The following is a 20,353-nucleotide window of genomic DNA, read 5'->3' as shown; positions in this document are numbered from 1 at the left end:
TCACGAGGGCGTCCCGCCGACGTAGCGGATCACCTCGACCGGGTCGAGGACCACCAGGCCTTCGGTGACCAGCTCGTCGAGCTGGGGGAGGAAGGCGCGGATGCGCTCCTCGGCGTCCACGATGATGATCAGGATGGGGAGGTCCTCCGACAGCGACAGGATGCGCGAGGTGTGGATGCGCGAGCCGGCGCCGTAGCCCTCGATGCCGCGCACGACGCTCGCCCCGGCCAGCCCGGCCTCATGTGCCCTGCGCACGATCTCGTGGTAGAGCGGCCGGTGGTGCCACTGGTCGGACTCGCCGACGAAGACGGACAGGCGGACGGCCGGCTGCTCGATCTTCATGCTCACGTCCATCGCGCCTTCCTCCTCCGCACGGCCGCCGATCATGGCCGCCCCGCCCGGATCACCCGCAGGGCCGCGCGGGTGAGCACGGCCCCGGCGTACACCGCGAGGACGGCGCAGACCACCGTGCCGGCCAGGTAGGCGAGCGCGGTGACCGGCTCGCCGCTCGCGGCGGTGCGGCCGATGTCCACGACGTACCCCGAGAAGGTGGTGAACCCGCCGAGCACCCCGGTGCCGAAGAAGGGGCGCAGCAACCGATGGACCTGGCCGAGTTCGCCGATCGTGGTCATCAGGATCCCGATGAGCAGGCAGCCGGTGACATTGATGGCGAACGTCGTCCAGGGGAAGCCGCCGGGTGCGACCGGAAAGGCCAGGCCCAGGCCGAACCGGGCCAGGGCGCCGAGCACTCCGCCCGCCGAGATCGCGGCGAGCGTGGCCCAGGGGACCGGCGGCGCAGGCATGGAACCGACCCTAGCGAAGCCGGCGCGTCCTCCCGGACTCAAGGCCCCGGAAGGACGGGGCTAGTCGACCTCGGCGCTGCCGCTGACCCGCAGCTTGCGCCGGGCCCGCTCGTAGAAGCTCGTGGTGCCGAGCCGGACCACCCGGCCGGCCGCGCGCATCGCGCTCACGGTGAGGTGGTCGCCGGGTGACAGCCGCCCGGCCACCGAGCCGTCCACCTCGATGGCCAGCTGCCCGCTGGCCGGGAGCAGCTCCAGGGTGACCACCTCGTCGGCCGACAGCACCAGAGCCCGGTTGAAGGACGAGTGCGCCGCGGCCGGCACCACCAGGAAGCCCTCGACCAGCGGGGAGACCAGCGGACCTCCGGCGGAGAAGTTGTAGGCGGTCGAGCCGGTGGAGGTGGCCACGATGACCGCGTCGGAGGCGTAGCGGACGAACGGATCGCCGGCCACCGAGATCGCCACCGCCGAGAGCCGGTCGCCCGGGATGCGTACGAGGGCGATGTCGTTGAACGCGGTCACGGTCTGGTCGCCCGGCAGCGCCGCGCGCACCGCCATGCGGGGCTCGACGGTGAAATGGTGGTTGTCGATGGCCGACAGCGCCGGCGGCAGCTCCGCGACGTCGATCTCGGCGAGGAAGCCCAGCTTGCCGAGGTTGACTCCGAGAACGGGGGTCGAGCGCCCCGAGGCCAGCCGCATGGTGCGGAGCATGGTGCCGTCACCGCCCAGGCTGACCAGCAGGTCGGCCCGCTCGGCGAGGGTGGCGGCGTCGACGCGTACGGCGCTGCAGTCGATGCGGCCCACCTCGTCCGGCAGGCCGAGCACCGTGACGTCTCTGGTGCGGGCCCACTCGACGATCGTGTCGATGGCCTCCTTGGAGTCCCGCTGCGGGTGCAGCACCAGCCCTACGGTCTTGACCATCCCCATGGACGCAACTGTACGGGGGCCCGGGCCCTCCTCATGCCGCCCCTCCTCCTCGCGCCGGGTGATGCTCCGCGCCTGTTCCCCCGCCTTCACCGCGCCGTGCGTGTTGTCGCGCAGTGTCGCCGCGCGTGCCCGAAACGCGACCTGTGGCGGGCGGTCTGTAGTCGGCGCTATCCGGGATGACCTATTTCAGTAGTGCTGACACCAGTTTGGGGCGGCGATGCGGGCCGTCGCGACGGCATCCGGGCGTCCGTCCGCGCAGATAAACCGAGCGGAGGCCGGAAACCCGCTAAGTTAGGCCGAGCGCGCGCCAATGCGTCCTCCAGTTCCACGCGTGGGCGACGGCGGAAACCGGGTATATTCTTGTCGTGTTCAACTAACCCTGGGGATAAGGAGTGGAGATGGCGACGCAGATCCAGACGCTTCTCATCGACGACCTGGAAGGTGGCGAAGCAAAAGAGACGGTGTCCTTCGCGATTGACGGCACCCAGTACGAGATCGATCTGAACGACAAAAACGCCAGGAATCTCCGCGAGGCGCTTTCGCCTTTCGTCAGCAGCGCCCGCCGGGCCGACACCGCCCCCGCGCGGGGCGGTCGCAAGCGGGGCGGCACCCAGCGTTCCGCCCGCGACAAAAGCTCGGAGATCAGGGCCTGGGCCAAGGCGCACGGCCTGAACGTCAGCGAGCGTGGCCGCATCGCCTCGCACATCGTGGCGCAGTACGAAGCGGCGCAGTGAAAGATTAACCCCTCGCGCCAGGTTTAACCGCCCGGCGAGCAGGTGATCCGCCCGCCCGGATCCCGGTACGCCGACCGCCTTTGCGGTGGCCGTGCTCGCAGCGGGCAGAGGCCGTCCGAGTGGGGAGGACGGCCCCGCCCGAGCTCAGCCGCCGACGGGCGACGGGTCCGACCTGCGGATCCGCGGTGCCCGTGCGGGCCGGTGCGTCCGGTTCGTCCGCGCGCTCGCGGGTCGTCATTCGCGACGGAGTAGTGCCGACTTCATCGATTTTGTCACTATGAGCACTATTCCTTACCGTGGCAACGTGTTACCCGTGCCGCCCGCCCGGCTCTGGAGGAGTTCCCGGAAATCAGTGGCAGGCCGCACCCCTCAAGCAGGGTCGCTTTCCGCGCTTAACAGGCGTGAGAGGGCACCGATCGCGGCTTCACAAGAGCTCCCGCGTCTCGGTGCACCCGAGCGTCGGGTATGCCCGCGGGCGGTGCTCGTGCCAATACCGTCCGCGCCGACCACATCCGGCGCTTGACGGCACCGGTGCCGGCCCGTCACCATCTTGCGATAACGGGCCTCCCGCCGCCCGATACCGGCTATCAACGGGCCGCGCCGTGCCTACTCGGCAGGCCCGGCGCCGTCATTGCCGTGGCCGCCCCGGGCGACCGGGGGCCCGGCCGGTAGCCCTAATGCGCCGGTCCCGGACGCCGGTGATTGTCCTGGCATTTCGCCGGTCGCCCGGCGGGCCGCCGGCTGTCCGCTTGCGGACATTCGCCGCCCTCGGCCCCGGCACATTGCGTCACCTTCCAGCGATCGTTCCATAACGCAATGCCACATCGCAGGTATTGCCGGGCGTGCCCGCCCCGCTCGAAAGCCGGCCCCGTTCCCGCCCGCGGTACCCGCCAATGTCGAACTTTTCGCATCGCGGACGGGCCGCCGGTGACCTGTCCGTGGCCGGTACCCCGGCCACGCCGGGCGATGCCGCGATGTCCCGCGGCCTCCGGCGCCCACGCCTCGATCTGTGCGGCGTCAACTCCTCCTCAAGTGCCCGGTGCCCGAGGTAGCCCTGGGTGGGAACGGGTAGCCATCGGAGCAGTTGTCCGTCGAGGGGGAGAGGGCAATGAAACGTGCTGTTCTGGGGGCGGCGGCGCTCGGCGGAGCCGGAGTCGGCGCATGGCGCTGGCTCTCGTCGCGCCGCACCACCGCCCGGACGAGGCGGGCGGCGAGCCGCTGGCTGGTGGTCACCGTCAACCGGCGTCCCGACGAGGTGGTGCCCGGCGGGCGGCTTCCCGAGCCGCTGGCGCGGCTGGGCGACGCCGTCGAGGTGCGGGTGCGCGAGGCGCCCGGCGGGCGCGGCACCGAGCTGGCCGCCCGGCCGCTCGCGCCGGTGCCCACGGGCGTCACCGAGGTGCTCGCCCGGCTGGGCGGCGAGGACCCGCGCCAAGCCGTGCGCAGGGCGCTTCGAGAGTCCAGGTGCCTGGTCGAGACCGGTGAGGTGCTGCGGGCGGACAAGACGGTGACGACCAGGCCCACCCCCGCGGGCAGGCTCGTGGACCTCGCGGTGGAGCGCGCGGGCGGAGAGGGGCGGCTGTGAAGGCACTGTGCTGGCAGGGCGTGAACGAACTGTCGGTGGAGAACGTCCCCGACCCGCGCGTCATCAACGACCAGGACGCCATCGTCAAGGTCGGCCTCACCACCACCTGCGGCTCCGACCTGCACCTGCTGGGCGGCTACATCCCGGCGATGCGGGCGGGTGACGTGATCGGGCACGAGTTCCTCGGCGAGATCGTCGAGGTGGGTCCCGAGGTGCGCAGGCACAAGGTCGGCGACCGGGTCGTGGTCACCTCGTTCATCGGCTGCGGGCGGTGCTGGTACTGCGAGAACGATCTGTGGTCCGCCTGCGACAACAGCAACACCAACCCGGCGATCGGCGAGATGCTCTACGGCCGGGCGCCCGGCGGGATCTACGGCTACTCCCACGCCATGGGGGAGTACAAGGGGAGCCACGCGCAGTACGTGCGCGTCCCGTTCGCCGACTTCGGCGCCTTCTCGGTGCCCGACGAGGTGAGCGACCTGGACGCGCTGTTCTGCTCGGACGCCGCGCCGACCGGCTGGATGGGCGCGGAGCTCGGCGGGGTCAAGCCCGGTGACGTCGTCGCCGTCTGGGGCTGCGGCGCGGTCGGCCAGGTCGCGGCGCGCGCGGCGATGCTCCTCGGCGCCGAGCGGGTCATCGCCATCGACCGCTATCCCGAACGCCTGACGATGACCGAGCGCCACGTCGGCGCGGAGACGATCGACTACACCCGCACGGACGTGATCGCCGAGTTGCTGGAGCGCTCCGGCGGCCGGGGACCCGACGTGTGCATCGAGGCGGTGGGCATGGAGGCGCACAGCGCCGGGCCGCATCACCTGTACGACAAGGTCAAGCAGCGGATGGGGCTGGAACTCGACCGGCCGGTCGCGGTGCGCGAGGCCATCTACGCCTGCCGCAAGGGCGGCTCGGTCTTCGTGCTCGGCGTCTTCGCCGGGCTGGTCGACAAGTTCCCGCTCGGCGCGATCATGAACAAGGGGCTGACGTTCCGGGCCGCCCAGCAGCACGGGCAGCGCTACGTGCCGAGGCTTCTCGACCTCGTCTCACGGGGAGAGCTGCGGCTGGCGCACATGGCGACGCACACCATGCCGCTGTACGAGGCGCCGAGGGGCTACGACCTGTTCAAGAACAAGAAGGACGGCTGCGTGCGCGCGGTCTTCCGTCCCTGGGCCTGACCGGGCCGGCGGGGCCAACGGCTCCGCGCTCCCGTTGATCGGGCGAAGGGGGCCGGTGCCGCCGCGGGCGGCGCCGGCCCCTCGTCCTGCGCGCGTCGCCGGCCTCGCTTTGCGCCGGTCCTGGTCAGGGGCGAGGCCAAGGTCCCCGCCACCTGGGGACCTTCGCCGGTGACGGACGCCTCCGGCCTGCGGCGATGCTCGAATCAAGGGCGGTGACCAGGGGAGGCAGCGATGATCATGAAGGTCGGCGACGTCATGGGGAGGGTCGCCATCGCGGTGAGGCTGGACACCTCGTTCGCCGATGTGGTGGAGACGATGCGCCGCTTCAAGGTGGGAGCCGTCGCGGTCGTCGACGGCGAACGGCGGCCGGTCGGGGTGGTCTCCGCCGACGACCTGCTGCTGAAGGAGATCGACGCCGAGCGGGTGGGCGCCTTCTTCGAAAGCCGCGGCAGGCGCAGGGAGCACGCCAAGGCGGCCGGCGGCACGGCCGCCCAGGTGATGACCAGCCCCGCCATCACCGTCACCGAGGGCACCTCGGTCGGGCAGGCGGCGCGGCTCATGCACCAGCACCGGATCAGGCAGCTCCCCGTCGTGGACGAGGTCAGCGGGAGGATCACCGGCACCGTCCACCAGGCCGACCTGCTCAAGATCTTCGTCCGCCCGCTCGCCGACGTGCGGGCCGACGTCGAACAGGCCGTCCGCCGCGCGGGCGCCGACCCCGATGGCCTGTCCGTCGTGGTGGAGCACGGCCTGGTGTCGCTGTCGGGCACGGTCCCGCTGCGCTCGCAGATCCCGCGGGTGGTGGACGCCGTGCACGCGGTGGACGGCGTCATCGAGGTGGACGACCGGCTCGGCTTCGCCGCCGACGACCTGGTAGGCGCGCCTCCGCTGTAGCTGTGACGAACCCTGCCCGTCCCCCCGCGTCGCGGGGCCGCGCGCCCGCGTGTGATGGTGGAAGGGGAGGTGCGCCATGGCCGGACGGATCGTCGTCGGGGTGGACGGCTCACCGTCGGCCGCGGCGGCGGTGGAGTGGGCGGCCGACGACGCGAAGCGGCGGGGCGCCCGGCTGCGCATCGTGCACGTGCGTGAGCCGTGGACCTGGGACTATCCGTACCGGGCGGCGCCCTGGTTCCGGGACGCGCTGCCGGCCTACTGGCGGTCGGTGCTGGCCGCGACCGTCGAGTGGACCCGCCGCTACGCGCCCGGGGTCGAGGTCAGCGCGGCGATGGTCACCGGGGCCGCGGCGGAGCGGCTGGCCGGCGAGTCCGAGGACGCCGAAGAACTCATCCTGGGCAGCAGAGGGCTCGGCGGCTTCGCCGGGGCGGTGCTCGGCTCGGTGGGCCGCGCGGTCGCCGCGCGCTCGGCGGCGCCGGTGGTCGTGGTCCGCCGGCACCCGCCCGTCCGGTACGGGGAGATCGTCGTCGGGTACGACGGCTCGCCTGCTGCGGAGGCGGCCATGGGGTACGCCCTTCGGGAGGCGGAACTGCGCGGGGCGCGGGTGCGCGTCCTGCACGCCTGGAGTTCGCCGCCGTTCTCGCCGTACGCCACCGCCACCGCGGGCGGCCTGGCCGAGGCGCTGGGTGAGGTGACCCGCGAGGTGCGGCTGCGCGTCGCCGTCTGGCGTGAACGGTTCGAGGGGGTGCAGGTCGGTGAGCGCGCCGTGCGCGGGCATCCGGTCCCGGTGCTGGCGCGGGCCTCCCGGCGGGCCGACATCGTCGTGGTGGGGTCGGGCCCGCACGGGGACGAGCTGGGCGCGGGCGGCATCGGCCCGGTGCGGCACGGAGTGCTGCGGCGCGCGCACTGCCCGGTCGCGATCGTCCCCTCACCGCACTGAGCGGCAATTTTGCGGAGATAGCAGGTAAAGATATCGGGCATCCCTTTTGTGGGGATTCGTCCGATAGCTCCGATGGGGACACTCCCTGTATGGCGCAGATCCATCCACGCCCGCAGCCCGGGCGGCAGGACTCGCTGCCGGAGCCGCGGGCCCGGCCGCCCACCGCGCCCGCCCACCGCGACCGCGTCCGCGAGCTGCTGGAGGCCGTCGTCTCGGTCGGCGGCGACCTGGACCAGCGGACCGTCGTGCGCCGCGTCGTGCAGACGGCCACCGCCCTGGTCGGCGCCGCTTACGGAGCGCTGGAGCTGACCGGCGGCGATGAGGCCCCCGTGTGGTGGCCGCCCGCCGGTCCGGGAACCCGCCCTGCCCCGGGTCCGTTCGAGCACGCCTTCCTCAGTGTGCCGGTCACCGTCCGCGACGAGGTTCTCGGCACCCTCTACCTCGGGGGCAGGCACGGTGGCGGCGACTTCGGCAAGGAGGACGCCGCCATGGTCGCCACCCTGGCCGCGGCCGCGGGCGTGGCGATCGACAACGCCAGAATGTACGAGGAGAGCCGCAGGCGCGAGGTGTGGCTGCGGGCGTCATCGGAGGTCACCACCACCCTGCTGTCCGGAGCCGGCGCGACCGAGGTGCTCGCGCTGGTGGCCCGGCGGGCGCGTGAGATGACCGGTGCGGACGCCGCCGCGGTGCTGCTCCCGTGCGCCGGTGGCACCCGGCTGCGCGTCGCCGCCGCCGACGGAGTGCCGGACGGCAGGCTCGCCCCGGTGGAGGTCGCGGTCACCGGCTCGCCGGCCGGGCGGGCGTTCACCGCGGGCGAGCCGGTCGTCGTCGCCGGCCCCGCCACCGCCGGGACGCCGGAGGCGCACCACCCCTTCCCGGCCGGGCCGGCCGTCGCCGTGCCGCTCGGCACGCCGGGTGCGCCGCGCGGAGTGCTGTCGCTCGCCAGGCGTCCCGGCCGGGCGCCCTTCGACCGGCCGCACGTGCGCATGCTGTGCTCCTTCGCCGGGCAGGCCTCACTCGCGCTGGAGCTGGCCGAGGCCCGCGCCGACGCCGAGCGGCTGCGGCTGCTGGAGGACCGCGACCGCATCGCCAAGGACCTGCACGACGTGGTGATCCAGCGGCTGTTCGGCGTGGCGATGACGCTGATGGGCGCGCTGCGCCTGATCGACCGGCCCGAGGCGTCCTGCCGGGTGCGGCGCGCGGTCGACGAGCTGGACGCCACCATCCGGCGGATCCGCGCCACGATCTTCGCGCTGCAGCGCCCGGCCGGCTCCGGAGCGCCGCCGATCGGTGCCCGCATGACCTGGCGCCACACCTCGGCCCCCGAAAGCCGCTGACCGCCCGGCTTCGCGCCGATCTTCACCGCTCCCGGACGGAGGAAGGGCCCACGTTCCGGGACATGCCCTTGCTTGTTCGGCTGGGCCGGCCGCTGGAGCGTACGGTCCTTCTCCCATGTTCCGGTCGTCCCGTAGGTCCCGATGGGCCGCATGGCATGACGCACGTCCCCTGGGAGGGACGTCCGCCGGAGGGTGTGGCGGGCGGAGCCGGCGGGTCAGTCGTGGCGTTCGGCCTTGAGCTGGGCCGCCAGGGCCGCCGCCTGCGTGCGGCGCTGCATGTCGAGCTTGGCCAGCAGGTTGGAGACGTAGTTCTTGACGGTCTTCTCGGCCAGGAACAGCTTCTCGCCGATCTGCCGGTTGGTCATGCCCTCGCCGATGAGCTCCAGGATGTGCCGCTCCTGGCCGGTCAGCGCCGCCAGCGGGCTCTTCTTCACCGCCTGGTCGCGCAGGCGCCGCAACATCGACGCGGTCGTCTCCGGATCGAGCAGCGACTGGCCGCCCGCGACGGTCCGTACCGCCCCGACCAGGTCCGAGCCGTGGATCTGCTTGAGCACGTACCCGGCCGCGCCCGCCATCACGGCGTCGAACAGCGCGTCGTCGTCGGCGAAGGAGGTCAGCATCAGGCACGCCACCCCGGGCGTCCTCGACCGCACCTCGCGGCACACCTCGACGCCGTTGCCGTCCGGCAGGCGGACGTCGAGCACGGCCACGTCGGGCTTGAGCGCGGGGATGCGGGCCAGAGCCTGCTCGGCCGTGCCGGCCTCCCCGACGATCTCCATGTCGCCCTCGGACGAGAGCAGCGCGGCCACCCCCCGCCGCACCACCTCATGATCGTCCAGAAGGAACACGCGAATCATAAGGCGACCCTATTGATCCACGCCGAGCACGCGGAAGGGACCAAAGTCCCAGTTCAGTGGACCTCTCGCCCATGCGGCCCGGTTGCCGGGGCGAAGACGCCCCACCTGACCCACCGCCGCCCGCCGCCGGCGGTGAGTGATACCGCCCGGCATGAGCGGCGTCGCCGCGCATGAGTCTCGGCAAGCCTCCACCGCTGGGCGCCGGGGCGGGTGAGAGCCGCCCCGGCGGTGCGGTGTTCACCGGCCGGTTCGTTCCGCCCGCGATGGCTCCCGTCTTCGGCGCCGCGCCGGCGGGACGGAGTACGGCGGGCCCCGGTGCCGGCCTGCGGCGGGCACCCGGCGCACACCGGCCCCACCGGCTAGGGCGCCTTCTCGATCGGCACGCGCTTGCTCTCGGGCTGCTGCTCCTCCGCCAGCGGGATGTCCACCTCCAGGATGCCGTCGTGATAGGTCGCCCTGACGTCCTTCTCGCCCGCGTTGGGGGGCAGCGGGACCGAGCGGCTGAACTCGCCGTACCTGAACTCCGTGCGGTGGGCCTCCGACCGTTCCTCCTTGCGCTCACCGTGGATGGTCAGCATGCCGCCCGCGACGAGCACCTCGACGTCCTGGTCGGGGTCGATGCCGGGCAGCTCGGCGCGGACGATGTAGTGGCCGTCCCGGACGGTGTCCTCGAACCGCACCATCTGGCCGGTGTAGAACGGCCGGCCGCCACCGGTGAACGGCGTCTCCAGCCAGTCCAGCAGATCGGGTACCAGCCCTCTGGACCCCCTGCGCGTCGGCATGGCCATGAGAACCTCCCTGGGTCTTCTCTTCGACCTACACCTCCATCCCACGCCGGAGCGGGGGGCGGCGGTCACGGGCGGAGGTCCCGAATGGCCAGGACGTTCGCCCCGCCGCCCCGCCGCGACGGGCGCGCGCCCGCGGCGGCGTTCCCCGGCGTGCGGACGGTCAGGTGCGCCCGGCCGGCCCGGCCATCTGCGCGACGTCCTCGGCGGCGTCCTCGGTGAGCTTGCCCGCGAGGTCGGCGAGCGCCCGCCCGGCGGCCAGTTCGTCGCCGATGTCGGGGATCGGCCGGTCGATCGGGTTGCGGCGGGCGTACCCGACGCTCTCGTGCCGCGTGCCGTCGGGCGTGAGCAGCACGGCCCGCGCGACGGTGCGGTCGTCGTTGTCGTCCTCGGTGATCTGGACCTCGACGGTCCACTGCTTGACCTGCATGAGGGGGACCTCCCTTCGGTGTCCTCCCTCCACCATCTCTCACCCGCCGGCGCGCTCCGACGTCACCCCGGCCTCGCGCAGCGAGGCGGCGACCGCCACCGGGAGCTCGCGCAGCAGGTGCGCGGGCAGCTCCAGCGGCGTCGCCTCGGCCGCCCAGGGCGCCGTCGCGGTGACGAGCGCCCTGGCCTGGCGCTTGGTGAGGTGGCCGCGGGCTCTGATCAGCGCCTCACGCCAGGTGTTGGCGACCTTGCCGTGCGCGTTGTCCAGCACGGCGCGCACCAGGCGCCCGGCCTCGTCCTGCGCGGGCGGCAGCCGCACGGCGTCCACCGCCTGCCCCTGGACGGCGATCTCGTACACCGGGGACAGCGCGGAGAGCGCGGACACCAGGGAAGGGCCGGGCGCGGCGAGGAAGGCGCGCACGTGCCGGGCGCGAGTGGCCAGCAGCAGGCGGGGCAGGGCGGCCTCCAGCCCGGCCGGCAGGGCGATCGCCACCCGGTCCGGCGATGAGGCGTACGGCTTGGCGAGCCAGGTCGCGGGCCTGGCCCGCGGCAGCCGCGGCAGCACGTCCTTGGGCCAGTCGCCCACCAGCACCTCCGGCGCGAACCCCTCGTCCAGCAGGGACGCCGGCCCTGCCGGTCGCGCGCCGGCCGGCCGGGCCGTCTCCACCGACTGCGGACCGTGGGTGTAGATCGCCGTGCCGTAGCCCTCGACCCGGGCGGCCACCGCCGGACGTGTCTTGGTGGTGGGGCGCAGCACGTACAGGTCGGCGGCCGAGCCGATGGCCTCCGCGCCGAAATAGCGGTTGAAGTCTGGATACATCGCCTCAAGCACGAGGTTGAGGGCGTGCAGGGCATTCTGCACCTTCAGTGCGAGCATCGGCGTGCGCTCGCTCACCCCGTACGCCAGCAGCACCCGTCCGCGCTCGGGATCGGCCAGCCCTTCGACCGCCCTGGCCACGAACAGCCCGACGCCCTCGGGGGTGTAGGGCGGGTCGGTGATCGCCAGGTCGGCCTGGCCATGGGCCGAGGGCGGCAGGCCGAGCCGCAGGTCGGCCCACCGGGCGCGTACGTCCAGGCCGAGCCGCCGGGCCTGGCCGTCGATGTGGGCCAGGATGCGGTCGTCGACGTCCACCACGGTCACCTGGACGCCCGGGTGGATCATGGCGACCGCGAGCGAGGTCAGGTCGTGGTCGCCCACGCACAGCAGCCGCGCCCCGGGCAGCCAGAACCGGGCGCCCAGCAGCAGCGCCCTGCGCACGACGGTCTCGGGCGTCGCGGCCACGTGGTCCAGCGCCCGCCGGGCCCGCGGCCCGGTCTCGATCAGTTCGCGCATCCGCGCAACGACGCCGGCGTGCGCGGGCAGCAGGTGGGCGACCGGATCGGCCGCCGCGGGGAAGCCGCCGCCGAGCAGCGCGCGGCACGCGCGTGCCTGCTCCTCGCCCAGCCGGAACCGGTCTTCCGCGCGCTGCGGGCCGAGCACACCGAGCAGCGCCTCGACGCCGCGCCGGGAGGTCGCGCTCTCGCGCACCAGATCGGCCGTCGTCCACCAGGCGCCGTCGCACAGCAGCTCAAGGGCCGCCCGCAGCCGTCTGGCGTCCACCCCGGCCTCGGCCAGCAGCCTGGCCACTCCGTCGGGCTCCATCCCGCAACCCTATCGGTGACCGCACCGCCCGCCGCGTCCCGCGCGAACCGCGGATCCAGTGCCCCGGCAGGCCCCGCGTACCGCTCCGCCCGCGACCGCTTGGGCGCGAGCCCCTGCGAGGCCGCTTCGTGCGCGAGGCCCGTGCGGGCCGCCCTGCCCGTGCCCCGGGTGTGGCGCCCCGCCGGTCCCGGCGGCCCTGCAGGCCACCAGGGCCCAGGGACTCCGGGGACCGGTCGTTCTTGAGATGCTCCTGGCCAGGCCGGGGTGTGTCCCGCCGGGCCGCGGGAGCCGGTCTCACTAGACTCTCGGTGAGGCGGCTTCGGGGGAGTGGATCGCTTCATGCTGCACGGCATCGATGTGTCCAACTGGCAGGGCTCCGTCGACTGGGGCAGGCACGCGGGGGACGGCGTCGACTTCGGCTTCGCCAAGGCCACCGAGGGCACCGGCTTCACCGACAAGTGGTTCGCCCGCAACTGGGCGGCCATGCGGGAGAACTGGCTGGTGTGCGGCGCCTACCACTTCGCCCACCCCAAGGGCGACCCCGACGACCAGGTGCGCCACTTCCTGGACGTGATCGACGCGGCGGGCGGCCTGCGGGCCGGCGACCTCATCGCGCTGGACCTGGAGCGCTCCGGGCACCTGCCGCCGCACCGGGTCGCCGCGTTCGCCCGGCGCTGGTGCTACGTCGTCAGCGTGGTCACCGGAGTGCGGCCGTTGATCTACACCTTCCTGTCCTTCGCCAAGAAGGGCTACTGCGCGGGCCTGCAGGACTACCCGCTGTGGATCGCGGCCCCCAGCCATCCCAAGGGCCGGCCGGTCGTGCCGCCGCCCTGGGAGCGCTGGGCCATCCACCAGTACGCGCACGGCTCTCTCGACCGCAACGTCTTCCGCGGCACCCGTGCCCAGCTGACCGGGCTGGGCCTGCGGCCCGTCGAGGACCGCCGCCGCAAGGCCTGAAGGAAGGGCGGCGGGCAGCCCCGGAGGGGGTGGCGCCGGGCGAGCGGGCGGAGCACGCGGTGCCGCGTGACGCGCCACGGTTTCCCGGTAGCATCGGCACGACAAGCGGAACGCGTCCGCGACAGCCCATCACCTCCTTGGAGCCAACCGTGTCTGCCGCCCTCGAAATACGCATCACCCTCGCCGGAGCCGAGCGTGTGGTGGCGGGCGGCACGACGGCCGGCGAGGCACTCGAGGCCGACGGCCGCACCGTCATCGCCGCTCGCGTCAACGGCGAGCCGCGCGACCTGGCCGCCGTCGTCGAGGACGGCGACGTGGTCGAGCCGATCACCATCGACAGCGGCGAGGGCCGGGCGATCCTGCGCCACTCCACCGCGCACGTCATGGCCCAGGCCGTCCAGGAGATCTTCCCCGGGGCCCGGCTCGGCATCGGCCCGCCGGTCGAGAACGGCTTCTACTACGACTTCGACGTGGCCGAGCCCTTCACCCCCGACGACCTCAAGCGCGTCGAGAAGCGCATGCGCGAGATCGTCAAGCAGGGCCAGCTGTTCAGCAGGCGTCCGGTCAGCGACGAGGCCGCCCGCGAGGAGCTCGCCGCCGAGCCCTACAAGCTGGAGCTCATCGGCCTGAAGGGCGGCGCCGCCGACGAGGAGAGCGTCGAGGTCGGCGGCGGCCAGCTCACCATCTACGACAACCTCGACCCCAAGTCGGGCGAGCTGTGCTGGAAGGACCTGTGCCGCGGGCCGCACCTGCCCTCCACCCGGGTGATCCCGGCGTTCAAGCTGATGCGCTCCGGTGGGGCCTACTGGCGGGGCAGTGAGAAGAACCCGCAGCTCCAGCGCATCTACGGCACCGCGTGGGAGTCCCGCGACAAGCAGGACGAATATCTGCGCCTGCTGGAGGAGGCCGAGAAGCGCGACCACCGCAAGCTCGGCGCCGAGCTCGACCTGTTCTCCTTCCCGCCCGAGCTGGGCTCCGGCCTGCCGGTGTTCCACCCCAAGGGCGGGGTGATCCGCAAGCTGATGGAGGACTACTCCCGCAAGCGGCACGAAGAGGCCGGGTACTCCTTCGTCAACACCCCGCACATCACCAAGGAGCACCTCTACCAGGTCTCCGGCCACCTCGACTGGTACGCCGACGGCATGTTCCCGCCCATGGAGCTCGAGGGCGCGCGCTACTACCTCAAGCCGATGAACTGCCCGATGCACAACCTGATCTTCCGGGCCCGCGGGCGGTCCTACCGTGAGCTGCCGCTGCGGCTGTTCGAGTTCGGCACCGTCTACCGCTACGAGAAGTCCGGCGTGGTGCACGGCCTGACCCGCGTGCGCGGGCTCACCCAGGACGACGCGCACATCTACTGCACCCGCGACCAGATGCGCGGCGAGCTGACCTCGCTGCTGCGCTTCGTGCTCGACCTGCTGCGCGACTACGGCCTGGACGACTTCTACCTGGAGCTGTCCACCAAGGACCCGGTCAAGTTCGTCGGCACCGACGAAGACTGGGAGGAGGCCACCGAGACGCTGCGCGAGGTCGCCGAGTCCGAGAAGCTCGAGCTGGTGCTCGACCCCGGTGGGGCGGCGTTCTACGGTCCCAAGATCTCCGTGCAGGCGCGGGACGCCATCGGCCGCTCGTGGCAGATGTCGACCATCCAGCTCGACTTCAACCTTCCCGAGCGCTTCGAGCTGGAGTTCCAGGGAGCGGACGGGGCACGCCAGCGGCCGGTCATGATCCACCGGGCGCTGTTCGGGTCGATCGAGCGGTTCTTCGGCGTCCTGGTCGAGCACTACGCCGGGGCGTTCCCGCCCTGGCTGGCCCCGGTGCAGGTGGTCGGCATCCCGATCGCCGACGCCCACGCGCCCTACCTCGAGGAGGTCGCCGCGCGGCTGCGTGAACGCGGCATCCGGGTCGAGGTGGACTCCTCGGCCGACCGCATGCAGAAGAAGATCCGCAACGCGCAGAAGTCCAAGGTGCCGTTCATGCTGCTGGCCGGCGACGAGGACATCGCCGCAGGCGCGGTCTCCTTCCGCTACCGCAGCGGCGAGCAGGACAACGGCGTGCCGGTGGAGGAGGCGATCGCGAAGATCGTCGACGCCGTGGAGCGCCGCGTCCAGGTCTGATCGAAGGCCGCCGGGGCGACGGCGGTGCCGGGGAGGCGCCGCCGTCGCCCTCGTCCTATGCTGCATGGCATGCAGGAGCCGATTGAGCAGCCCGGTGCGGGAGATCCCGACCACTTCCAGCGTCTGTGGACCCCGCATCGCATGGCGTACATCAAGGGGGAGAACAAGCCGACCGGCACCGGGCCCGGTGACGGCTGCCCGTTCTGCGAGATCCCGAAGATGAGCGACCAGGAAGGGCTGATCGTCGCCCGCGGCTCCTCGGTGTTCGCCGTGCTCAACCTCTACCCGTACAACTCCGGCCACCTGATGGTGGTGCCCTACCGCCACGTCGCCGACTACACCGAGCTGGACGAGGGGGAGACCGCCGAGCTGGCCGACTTCACCAAGCGCGCGCTGCTCGCGCTGCGCAAGGCCAGCGGGGCCCAGGGGTTCAACGTCGGAATGAACCTCGGCCACGTCGCGGGCGCGGGCATCGCCGCCCACCTGCACCAGCACATCGTGCCGCGCTGGGGCGGCGACACCAACTTCATGCCGGTGGTCGGGCACACCAAGGTGCTGCCGCAGCTCCTGCAGGACACCCGCGAACTGCTCGCCGGCGCCTGGCCCGCCTGACCGGCGCGGCCCAGCGGCCCGACGCCCCCGGCTCTCACCGGGGGCGCATCCCGGGCCGGCCTTCTGGCATCCGGTGATCAGGTACGGCCAGGACCGCGCCGTCCCCCGGCCTCAGGTGGGCAGCGGGCTGAGCACGGGAGCCGGACGGGCCGGCGCCTCGCCCGCGCCGATGGCCCGGATGCCCGCCGACAGCACCAGCGGGACCGCCAGGGCGAGCGCCATCGACAGCACCGCGGCACCCGAGTCGTTGACCAGCATGCCGACCACGCCGCTGACCAGGGCGCCGACCAGGCCCGCGCGCAACGTCGGCGCCCGCTCAAAGGCCACCGGCAGCACCCCGGCGCTCGCGGTGTCCGGCCGCAGCAGGGCGAACACCAGGAACGCGAAGGCCGCGATCACGATCGGCATCAGATTGGGCGACAGCAGCGTGCTCAGCATGGCGGCCAGCTTGCGCCCGATCACCGGCAGGAACGTGCCGTCGATCACCTGGCCGGCGAAGCGCCCGAGGTGGGTCTGCGAGGCGGGCGGGCGCAGGTGGTCCAGGTAGGCGATGCCCATCACCAGCACCCCGCCGGCCGCGCAGAACGCGCCGAGCCGGACCACCGAGACCCGCCGGCCGGCCACCAGCAGAGCGGTGACCGCGATGCCGGGCACGAAGGCGATCACCCCGCCGAAGTCGCTCCCGACGCCCGGCCAGCCGTCCAGGATCATCGCGAAGCCGCCCAGCCCGGCGACCAGGATGACGGCCAGGCGACGGCGCCCCGCCCGCAGCAGGCCGTCGGCGACGGTCGTGGTCAGCAGCAGCACGGCGGTGGCCAGCAGAGCGAAGGGGATGTTGCCCAGTCCGTAGTAGCGGGCGCCCACCACGCCGGTGTAGCCCATGATGCTGTCGAGTTGCAGCGGCGTACCGGTCAGCAGGTCGCCGACCAGCACGGCGGCCGTGACGCCCGCGATCACCGCCGGCGGGCCGAGCACCGCGCCCGCCCCCGGCCGTCCGCGCAGCCGCGCCCAGGCGGCCGGCAGGCCGAGGGCCAGGCCGGTCAGTACCGCGGCGCACAGCAGCACCCCGCCCACCAGCACCGGCGCGGGCTCGGCCGTCCGTTCCCACGGGGTGAGGTTGACCAGATAGGTCGACACCGGCAGCGAGGCGAGGGCGAGCGCCGCGACCCGCACACCGGGAAGGCCGCGGCGACGGCGCAGCAGCAGGAAGGCCACCGCGTAGAAGAGCACCTGGAGCACGGCCAGGCCGGTGAAGAACCCGCCGCCGACGGCGCGGATGGTCTGCCCGGCCACATCGGCGTGCCGCAGCGCCGCCACGCCGTCGTCCAGACCGGTCGGGCGGGTCGGCCCCCAGGGCACGCCGATCACCGTCGCGGGGACGGCGGCTCCGGCGGCCCGCAGGACCGTGGCGGTCAGGTCGGGCAGGATCACCATGTCGTCGCGGTGGGTGGACCGCGCGCCCAGGAAGTGGCCCTGCGTGCCCTGCGCCCGCCACATGGCCACCCGCAGGTGCGGCTCGGAGCCGTGGTCGGACAGCCCGGCCAGCAGGATCTCGGTGCCCGCGGGCAGGCGCGCGAGGACCTGGCCGGCGGCGGCGTCGGCGGCGCGGACGGCGGCCCGGCGGTCGGCGGGGGAGAGCCGTTCGGCGGCGTCGGCCAGCAGTTCCCCGTCGATGTAGGGGCGGACCAGGGCGTCGATGTCGACGGCGACCACCGGGCAGGCCGACCAGTCGGCGACCGCCTCGGGGGTGGGGGCGTAGCGGTCGACCCGGCCGGACCGGTCGGCCAGCGCCAGCGCGGCGCCGGGGCCGACGGCGGAGGTGCAGGTGCCCGCCGCGCGCAGGGCCGTGCCGAGCGAGCCGGCCTGGTCGGCGTCGCGCACGGTCCAGAGCCAGTCGAACCCGGGAAGGACTCCCGCGCCGCCCCGCTGTTCCACCGCGGGCGGCGGGCCGCAGCGGGCGCCCACCGAGGCGCGCACGCCGGAGGACACGGTCAGCCAGCCGTCGTAGGGGCAGGTGACGCGGCCCACGGTGCGCACCGACATCGAACCGATCGCGCTCTGCCCGGCGAGCCGCCAGAGGTTCGGTGTGCCGTCGGCGGACACGTCGTCCCAGCGCAGGCCGGGCACGCCGATCAGCGCCACCCGCCCAGGGGCGCTCGCCCGCCCGGGAGTCTCCGCCCACGCAGCGCCGGTCGTGATCAGCAGCAGCGTGATCACCGCCAATGCGCCCAGCGCCCGCCTCACCACTGAATGACCTCCTGTGACGTCCACCCGCGAAACCCCTGGAACCGTACGGGAAAGCGGCTCACCCGGTCCAGGGAATCGGTGGGAACGCCCTCGCCCGGGCGGAAGAGGTCCGTGCCGGACGGCCCCACGGCCCGGCCGGTGCCCCTCCTCGCGAGCGATCACGGCGGCCGGTCCGCGGTACGAGGCGCGGGGTGGTCACCTTGCCGAGTGGGCGGGCCGGTGCGCGCAGACGCCGGCAGGGGCGCACGGCCAGGTGCGCCGGACGAGACAGGGGACGTGCGCCGCGTCCGCTGAGTGCAGGTGAGCGCCTCCCGGAAAGGGCCGGCGGATCGCGTCGAAGACCCTGGGGCGGGCAGGAGGCGCGCACCTACCTCCGCACCGTGCGATCAGGGCAGGGTGGCGGTGGCCGGGCCGCTCTCGTTGCCGAGCCGGTCGAGCGCGCTCACCAGGTACGTGCCGGCCGCCCCGGCGGGAAAGGCCTGCTCGGCGCCTTCGGCGGCCGGCACCACGGCCACCAGGTTGCGCGCGTCGCCCGTGGCGCAGGCGTCGGGCTTGCCGTCCGCCACCCGGTAGACCGCGTAGGAGTGGGCCCCGGGGGAGGACTTCCAGCGCAGTGTCCCGCCGGCCAGCCGGGGCGCGGCCGGGACCGCCGGCGCGGCGCCGCCGCGGGCGGCCATCAGCGGCGGGAGCGCGGGCCGGGAGTAGTGGCCCTTTACCAGGGCGTCCAGCACGCCGAGCGGGTTGCCGGCGAGCTGGGCGGCACTGAAGTAGACGTCCCCGCGCACCTCGGGGTGCTTGCGGTTGAGGGTCAGGTGGGCGGGCAGCTCGCCGGCCTTGGTCCAGGCGGGCACGTCCTTGCTGCCGACCCGGTAGAGCGCCTGGCCGATGTAGAGGTGGACACCGGTGCCCTTGACCTCGTTCGCCCACCAGGGCACCAGCTTGGCGTAGTCGGCGGCGGCGAAGCCCCGGGGCCAGTAGAGCTGCGGCATGATGTAGTCGACCGACCCGGCCTTGATCCACGCGCGGGCGTCGGCGTAGATCGCGTCGTAGGCCGACAGGCCCTTGGTGTCCGAGCCGGACGGGTCGTCGGACTTGTTACGCCAGATGCCGAACGGGCTGATGCCGAACTTGACGTACGGCTTGGCCTCGTGCACGGCCGCACCGACCTGGGCGACCAGCGTGTTGACGTTCTCCCGCCGCCAGTCGGCCAGCGACATGCCCTTGCCGTACTTTGTAAAGGCGGCGGCGTCGGCGAACTTCGTGCCCTTGCCGGGATAGGGGTAGAAGTAGTCGTCGAAGTGCACGCCGTCGATGTCGTACCGCTGGACGACGTCTTTCACGACCTTGACGGTGTGCGCGCGCACCTGCGGCAGGCCGGGGTTGTAGTAGAGCCTGCCCTCGTGCTTGACCACCCAGCTCGGGTGCTGCCGGGCCGGGTGGTTCGCGGGCAGCTTGGTCAGGTCGTCCTTGTCGGCGGCGCGGTAGGGGTTGAACCAGGCGTGGAACTCCAGGCCGCGCTTGTGCGCCTCGTCGATCAGGAAGGGCAACGGCTCCCAGCCGGGGTCGCGGCCGGGAGCGCCGGCCAGCCACTGCGACCAGGGCTCGTAGGGGGACTTGTAGATCGCGTCGGAGGCCGGGCGGACCTGGACGAACACGGCGTTGAGCTTGCGCTTCACCGCGTTGTCCAGGATGCGGAGATACTCCGCCTGCTGGCGGGCCTGGGTGAGGCCGGGCTTGGTCGGCCAGTCCACGTTGTGCACCGTCGCGATCCACACGCCCCGGAGCTGGCGCTTGGGGAAGTCGCCGCTCACCTGGCACTCCTGCTCGCTCGCCGCGCGTCCCGCCTGCCCGGTCGTGGCCGGCTTGGCCCTGCCGGTCGCGGTCTTGGCCGGGCCGGTGGCCGACGGCTTCGCCGTGGCGGTCGTGGTCGCGGCGCGGGCCTTGCCGGGAGCGGTGTGCGGCCCGAAGGTGTAGGCGACGCCCGTGGTCACCACCGCGATGGTGGTCGCGACGAGCAGGGGCCCATGTCCGTTTCGCATGGGACATCAGTGTGGCACCGGTAAAGGGCCGGTAAGGACCTGATGTAAGAAATCCTGCGGTGCGGCGGGGGTGTCCGGAGAAAGATCTGAGGCGGATGTGACATCCGCCGGCCGGCCGTCCGGCCGGCGGTGCGGGTCCGGCCATCGCGCGGTCACCTGGGCCGATGCGGCGGGGTGGAGTCCCGAAGCGGCCGCCCCGTCCGGACGCCGCCGCCGGGCGGCGCGGGCGGTGACAACTGCCTTACCCGCTCTGTGCTCGGCGGCCTGTGGCCGGTACGCCCT

At 73.2% G+C, this 20,353-nt stretch carries 18 protein-coding genes; 9 read left to right on the top strand and 9 right to left on the bottom strand.

All coding sequences use genetic code 11. The annotated features are described in order from the left end of the window. The 3 genes from IEY93_RS15920 to IEY93_RS15910 are packed head-to-tail and all read right to left on the bottom strand — an operon-like array spanning position 1 to position 1,727. Positions 1–354 (bottom strand): DUF190 domain-containing protein, encoded by a 354-nt coding sequence (locus IEY93_RS15920; RefSeq protein ID WP_229691173.1) that lies wholly within the window; start codon positions 352–354, stop codon positions 1–3. A 29-nt stretch (positions 355–383) separates the two neighbouring features. After that, positions 384–803 carry a fluoride efflux transporter FluC gene (locus IEY93_RS15915; RefSeq protein WP_189163837.1) on the bottom strand — a complete coding sequence of 140 codons (420 nt, stop codon included), beginning with the start codon at positions 801–803 and terminating at the stop codon, positions 384–386. A gap of 60 nt (positions 804–863) precedes the next feature. Then, positions 864–1,727, bottom strand: coding sequence for an NAD(+)/NADH kinase (locus IEY93_RS15910; RefSeq protein WP_229691172.1), 864 nt, complete (start codon positions 1,725–1,727; stop codon positions 864–866). Positions 1,728–2,125: 398 nt separating this feature from the next. Here IEY93_RS15910 and IEY93_RS15905 point away from each other — a divergent pair, with 398 nt between their 5' ends. The 6 genes from IEY93_RS15905 (at position 2,126) to IEY93_RS15880 (ending at position 8,386) form a co-directional block, all read left to right on the top strand. After that, positions 2,126–2,461 (top strand): histone-like nucleoid-structuring protein Lsr2, encoded by a 336-nt coding sequence (locus tag IEY93_RS15905; RefSeq protein ID WP_189163836.1) that lies wholly within the window; start codon positions 2,126–2,128, stop codon positions 2,459–2,461. Between the two features lie 1,108 nt (positions 2,462–3,569). After that, positions 3,570–4,043, top strand: coding sequence for a hypothetical protein (locus IEY93_RS15900; RefSeq protein WP_189163835.1), 474 nt, complete (start codon positions 3,570–3,572; stop codon positions 4,041–4,043). Continuing rightward, positions 4,040–5,215, top strand: a complete 1,176-nt coding sequence (locus tag IEY93_RS15895) for a zinc-dependent alcohol dehydrogenase (protein WP_189163834.1) — start codon at positions 4,040–4,042, stop codon at positions 5,213–5,215. The genes IEY93_RS15900 and IEY93_RS15895 overlap by 4 nt, the downstream gene beginning before the upstream one ends. 231 nt (positions 5,216–5,446) lie before the next feature. Beyond that, entirely contained in the window at positions 5,447–6,109 is a 663-nt protein-coding gene (locus IEY93_RS15890; protein ID WP_189163833.1) for a CBS domain-containing protein, read from the top strand. Positions 6,110–6,185: 76 nt separating this feature from the next. Next, entirely contained in the window at positions 6,186–7,049 is an 864-nt protein-coding gene (locus IEY93_RS15885) for a universal stress protein (protein ID WP_189163832.1), read from the top strand. An 89-nt stretch (positions 7,050–7,138) separates the two neighbouring features. After that, a complete protein-coding gene (locus IEY93_RS15880; protein WP_189163831.1) occupies positions 7,139–8,386 on the top strand; it encodes a GAF domain-containing protein in 1,248 nt (415 codons plus the stop codon). Positions 8,387–8,601: 215 nt separating this feature from the next. Here IEY93_RS15880 and IEY93_RS15875 read toward each other — a convergent pair whose 3' ends face one another. The 4 genes from IEY93_RS15875 to IEY93_RS15860 all read right to left on the bottom strand — a co-directional run bounded on the left by IEY93_RS15875 (position 8,602) and on the right by IEY93_RS15860 (position 12,099). Then, complete coding sequence (locus IEY93_RS15875; protein ID WP_189163830.1) at positions 8,602–9,243, bottom strand: response regulator transcription factor; 642 nt, start codon at positions 9,241–9,243, stop codon at positions 8,602–8,604. A gap of 359 nt (positions 9,244–9,602) precedes the next feature. Continuing rightward, positions 9,603–10,031, bottom strand: coding sequence for an Hsp20/alpha crystallin family protein (locus IEY93_RS15870; RefSeq protein WP_189163829.1), 429 nt, complete (start codon positions 10,029–10,031; stop codon positions 9,603–9,605). Positions 10,032–10,191: 160 nt separating this feature from the next. Continuing rightward, entirely contained in the window at positions 10,192–10,458 is a 267-nt protein-coding gene (locus IEY93_RS15865; protein ID WP_189163828.1) for a DUF1876 domain-containing protein, read from the bottom strand. 39 nt (positions 10,459–10,497) lie between these two features. Continuing rightward, positions 10,498–12,099: a bis-aminopropyl spermidine synthase family protein gene (locus IEY93_RS15860; RefSeq protein WP_189163827.1), complete on the bottom strand. Its 1,602-nt coding sequence runs from the start codon at positions 12,097–12,099 to the stop codon at positions 10,498–10,500. Positions 12,100–12,438: 339 nt separating this feature from the next. Between IEY93_RS15860 and IEY93_RS15855 the strand changes: the two genes are divergently transcribed. From IEY93_RS15855 to IEY93_RS15845, 3 genes are all read left to right on the top strand, one after another. Then, positions 12,439–13,056: a glycoside hydrolase family 25 protein gene (locus tag IEY93_RS15855; RefSeq protein WP_189163826.1), complete on the top strand. Its 618-nt coding sequence runs from the start codon at positions 12,439–12,441 to the stop codon at positions 13,054–13,056. Between the two features lie 149 nt (positions 13,057–13,205). Continuing rightward, positions 13,206–15,173, top strand: coding sequence for a threonine--tRNA ligase (gene thrS, locus IEY93_RS15850; protein WP_189163825.1), 1,968 nt, complete (start codon positions 13,206–13,208; stop codon positions 15,171–15,173). A 69-nt stretch (positions 15,174–15,242) separates the two neighbouring features. Next, positions 15,243–15,785 (top strand): HIT family protein, encoded by a 543-nt coding sequence (locus tag IEY93_RS15845; protein ID WP_229691171.1) that lies wholly within the window; start codon positions 15,243–15,245, stop codon positions 15,783–15,785. Positions 15,786–15,896: 111 nt separating this feature from the next. On the opposite strand, the gene IEY93_RS15840 is transcribed toward IEY93_RS15845, so the two are convergent. Both IEY93_RS15840 and IEY93_RS15835 read right to left on the bottom strand, forming a co-directional pair. Next, on the bottom strand, positions 15,897–18,029 hold the full coding sequence (locus IEY93_RS15840; protein ID WP_189163823.1) for a hypothetical protein: 2,133 nt from the start codon (positions 18,027–18,029) through the stop codon (positions 15,897–15,899). 389 nt (positions 18,030–18,418) lie between these two features. Next, on the bottom strand, positions 18,419–20,071 hold the full coding sequence (locus IEY93_RS15835; RefSeq protein WP_189163822.1) for a glycoside hydrolase family 10-like protein: 1,653 nt from the start codon (positions 20,069–20,071) through the stop codon (positions 18,419–18,421). Positions 20,072–20,353 lie beyond the last annotated feature (282 nt).

The organism is Sphaerisporangium melleum, assembly GCF_014646695.1.
GTDB classification, from domain to species: domain Bacteria; phylum Actinomycetota; class Actinomycetes; order Streptosporangiales; family Streptosporangiaceae; genus Sphaerisporangium; species Sphaerisporangium melleum.
This window is presented reverse-complemented; position numbering and strand designations above follow the sequence as displayed.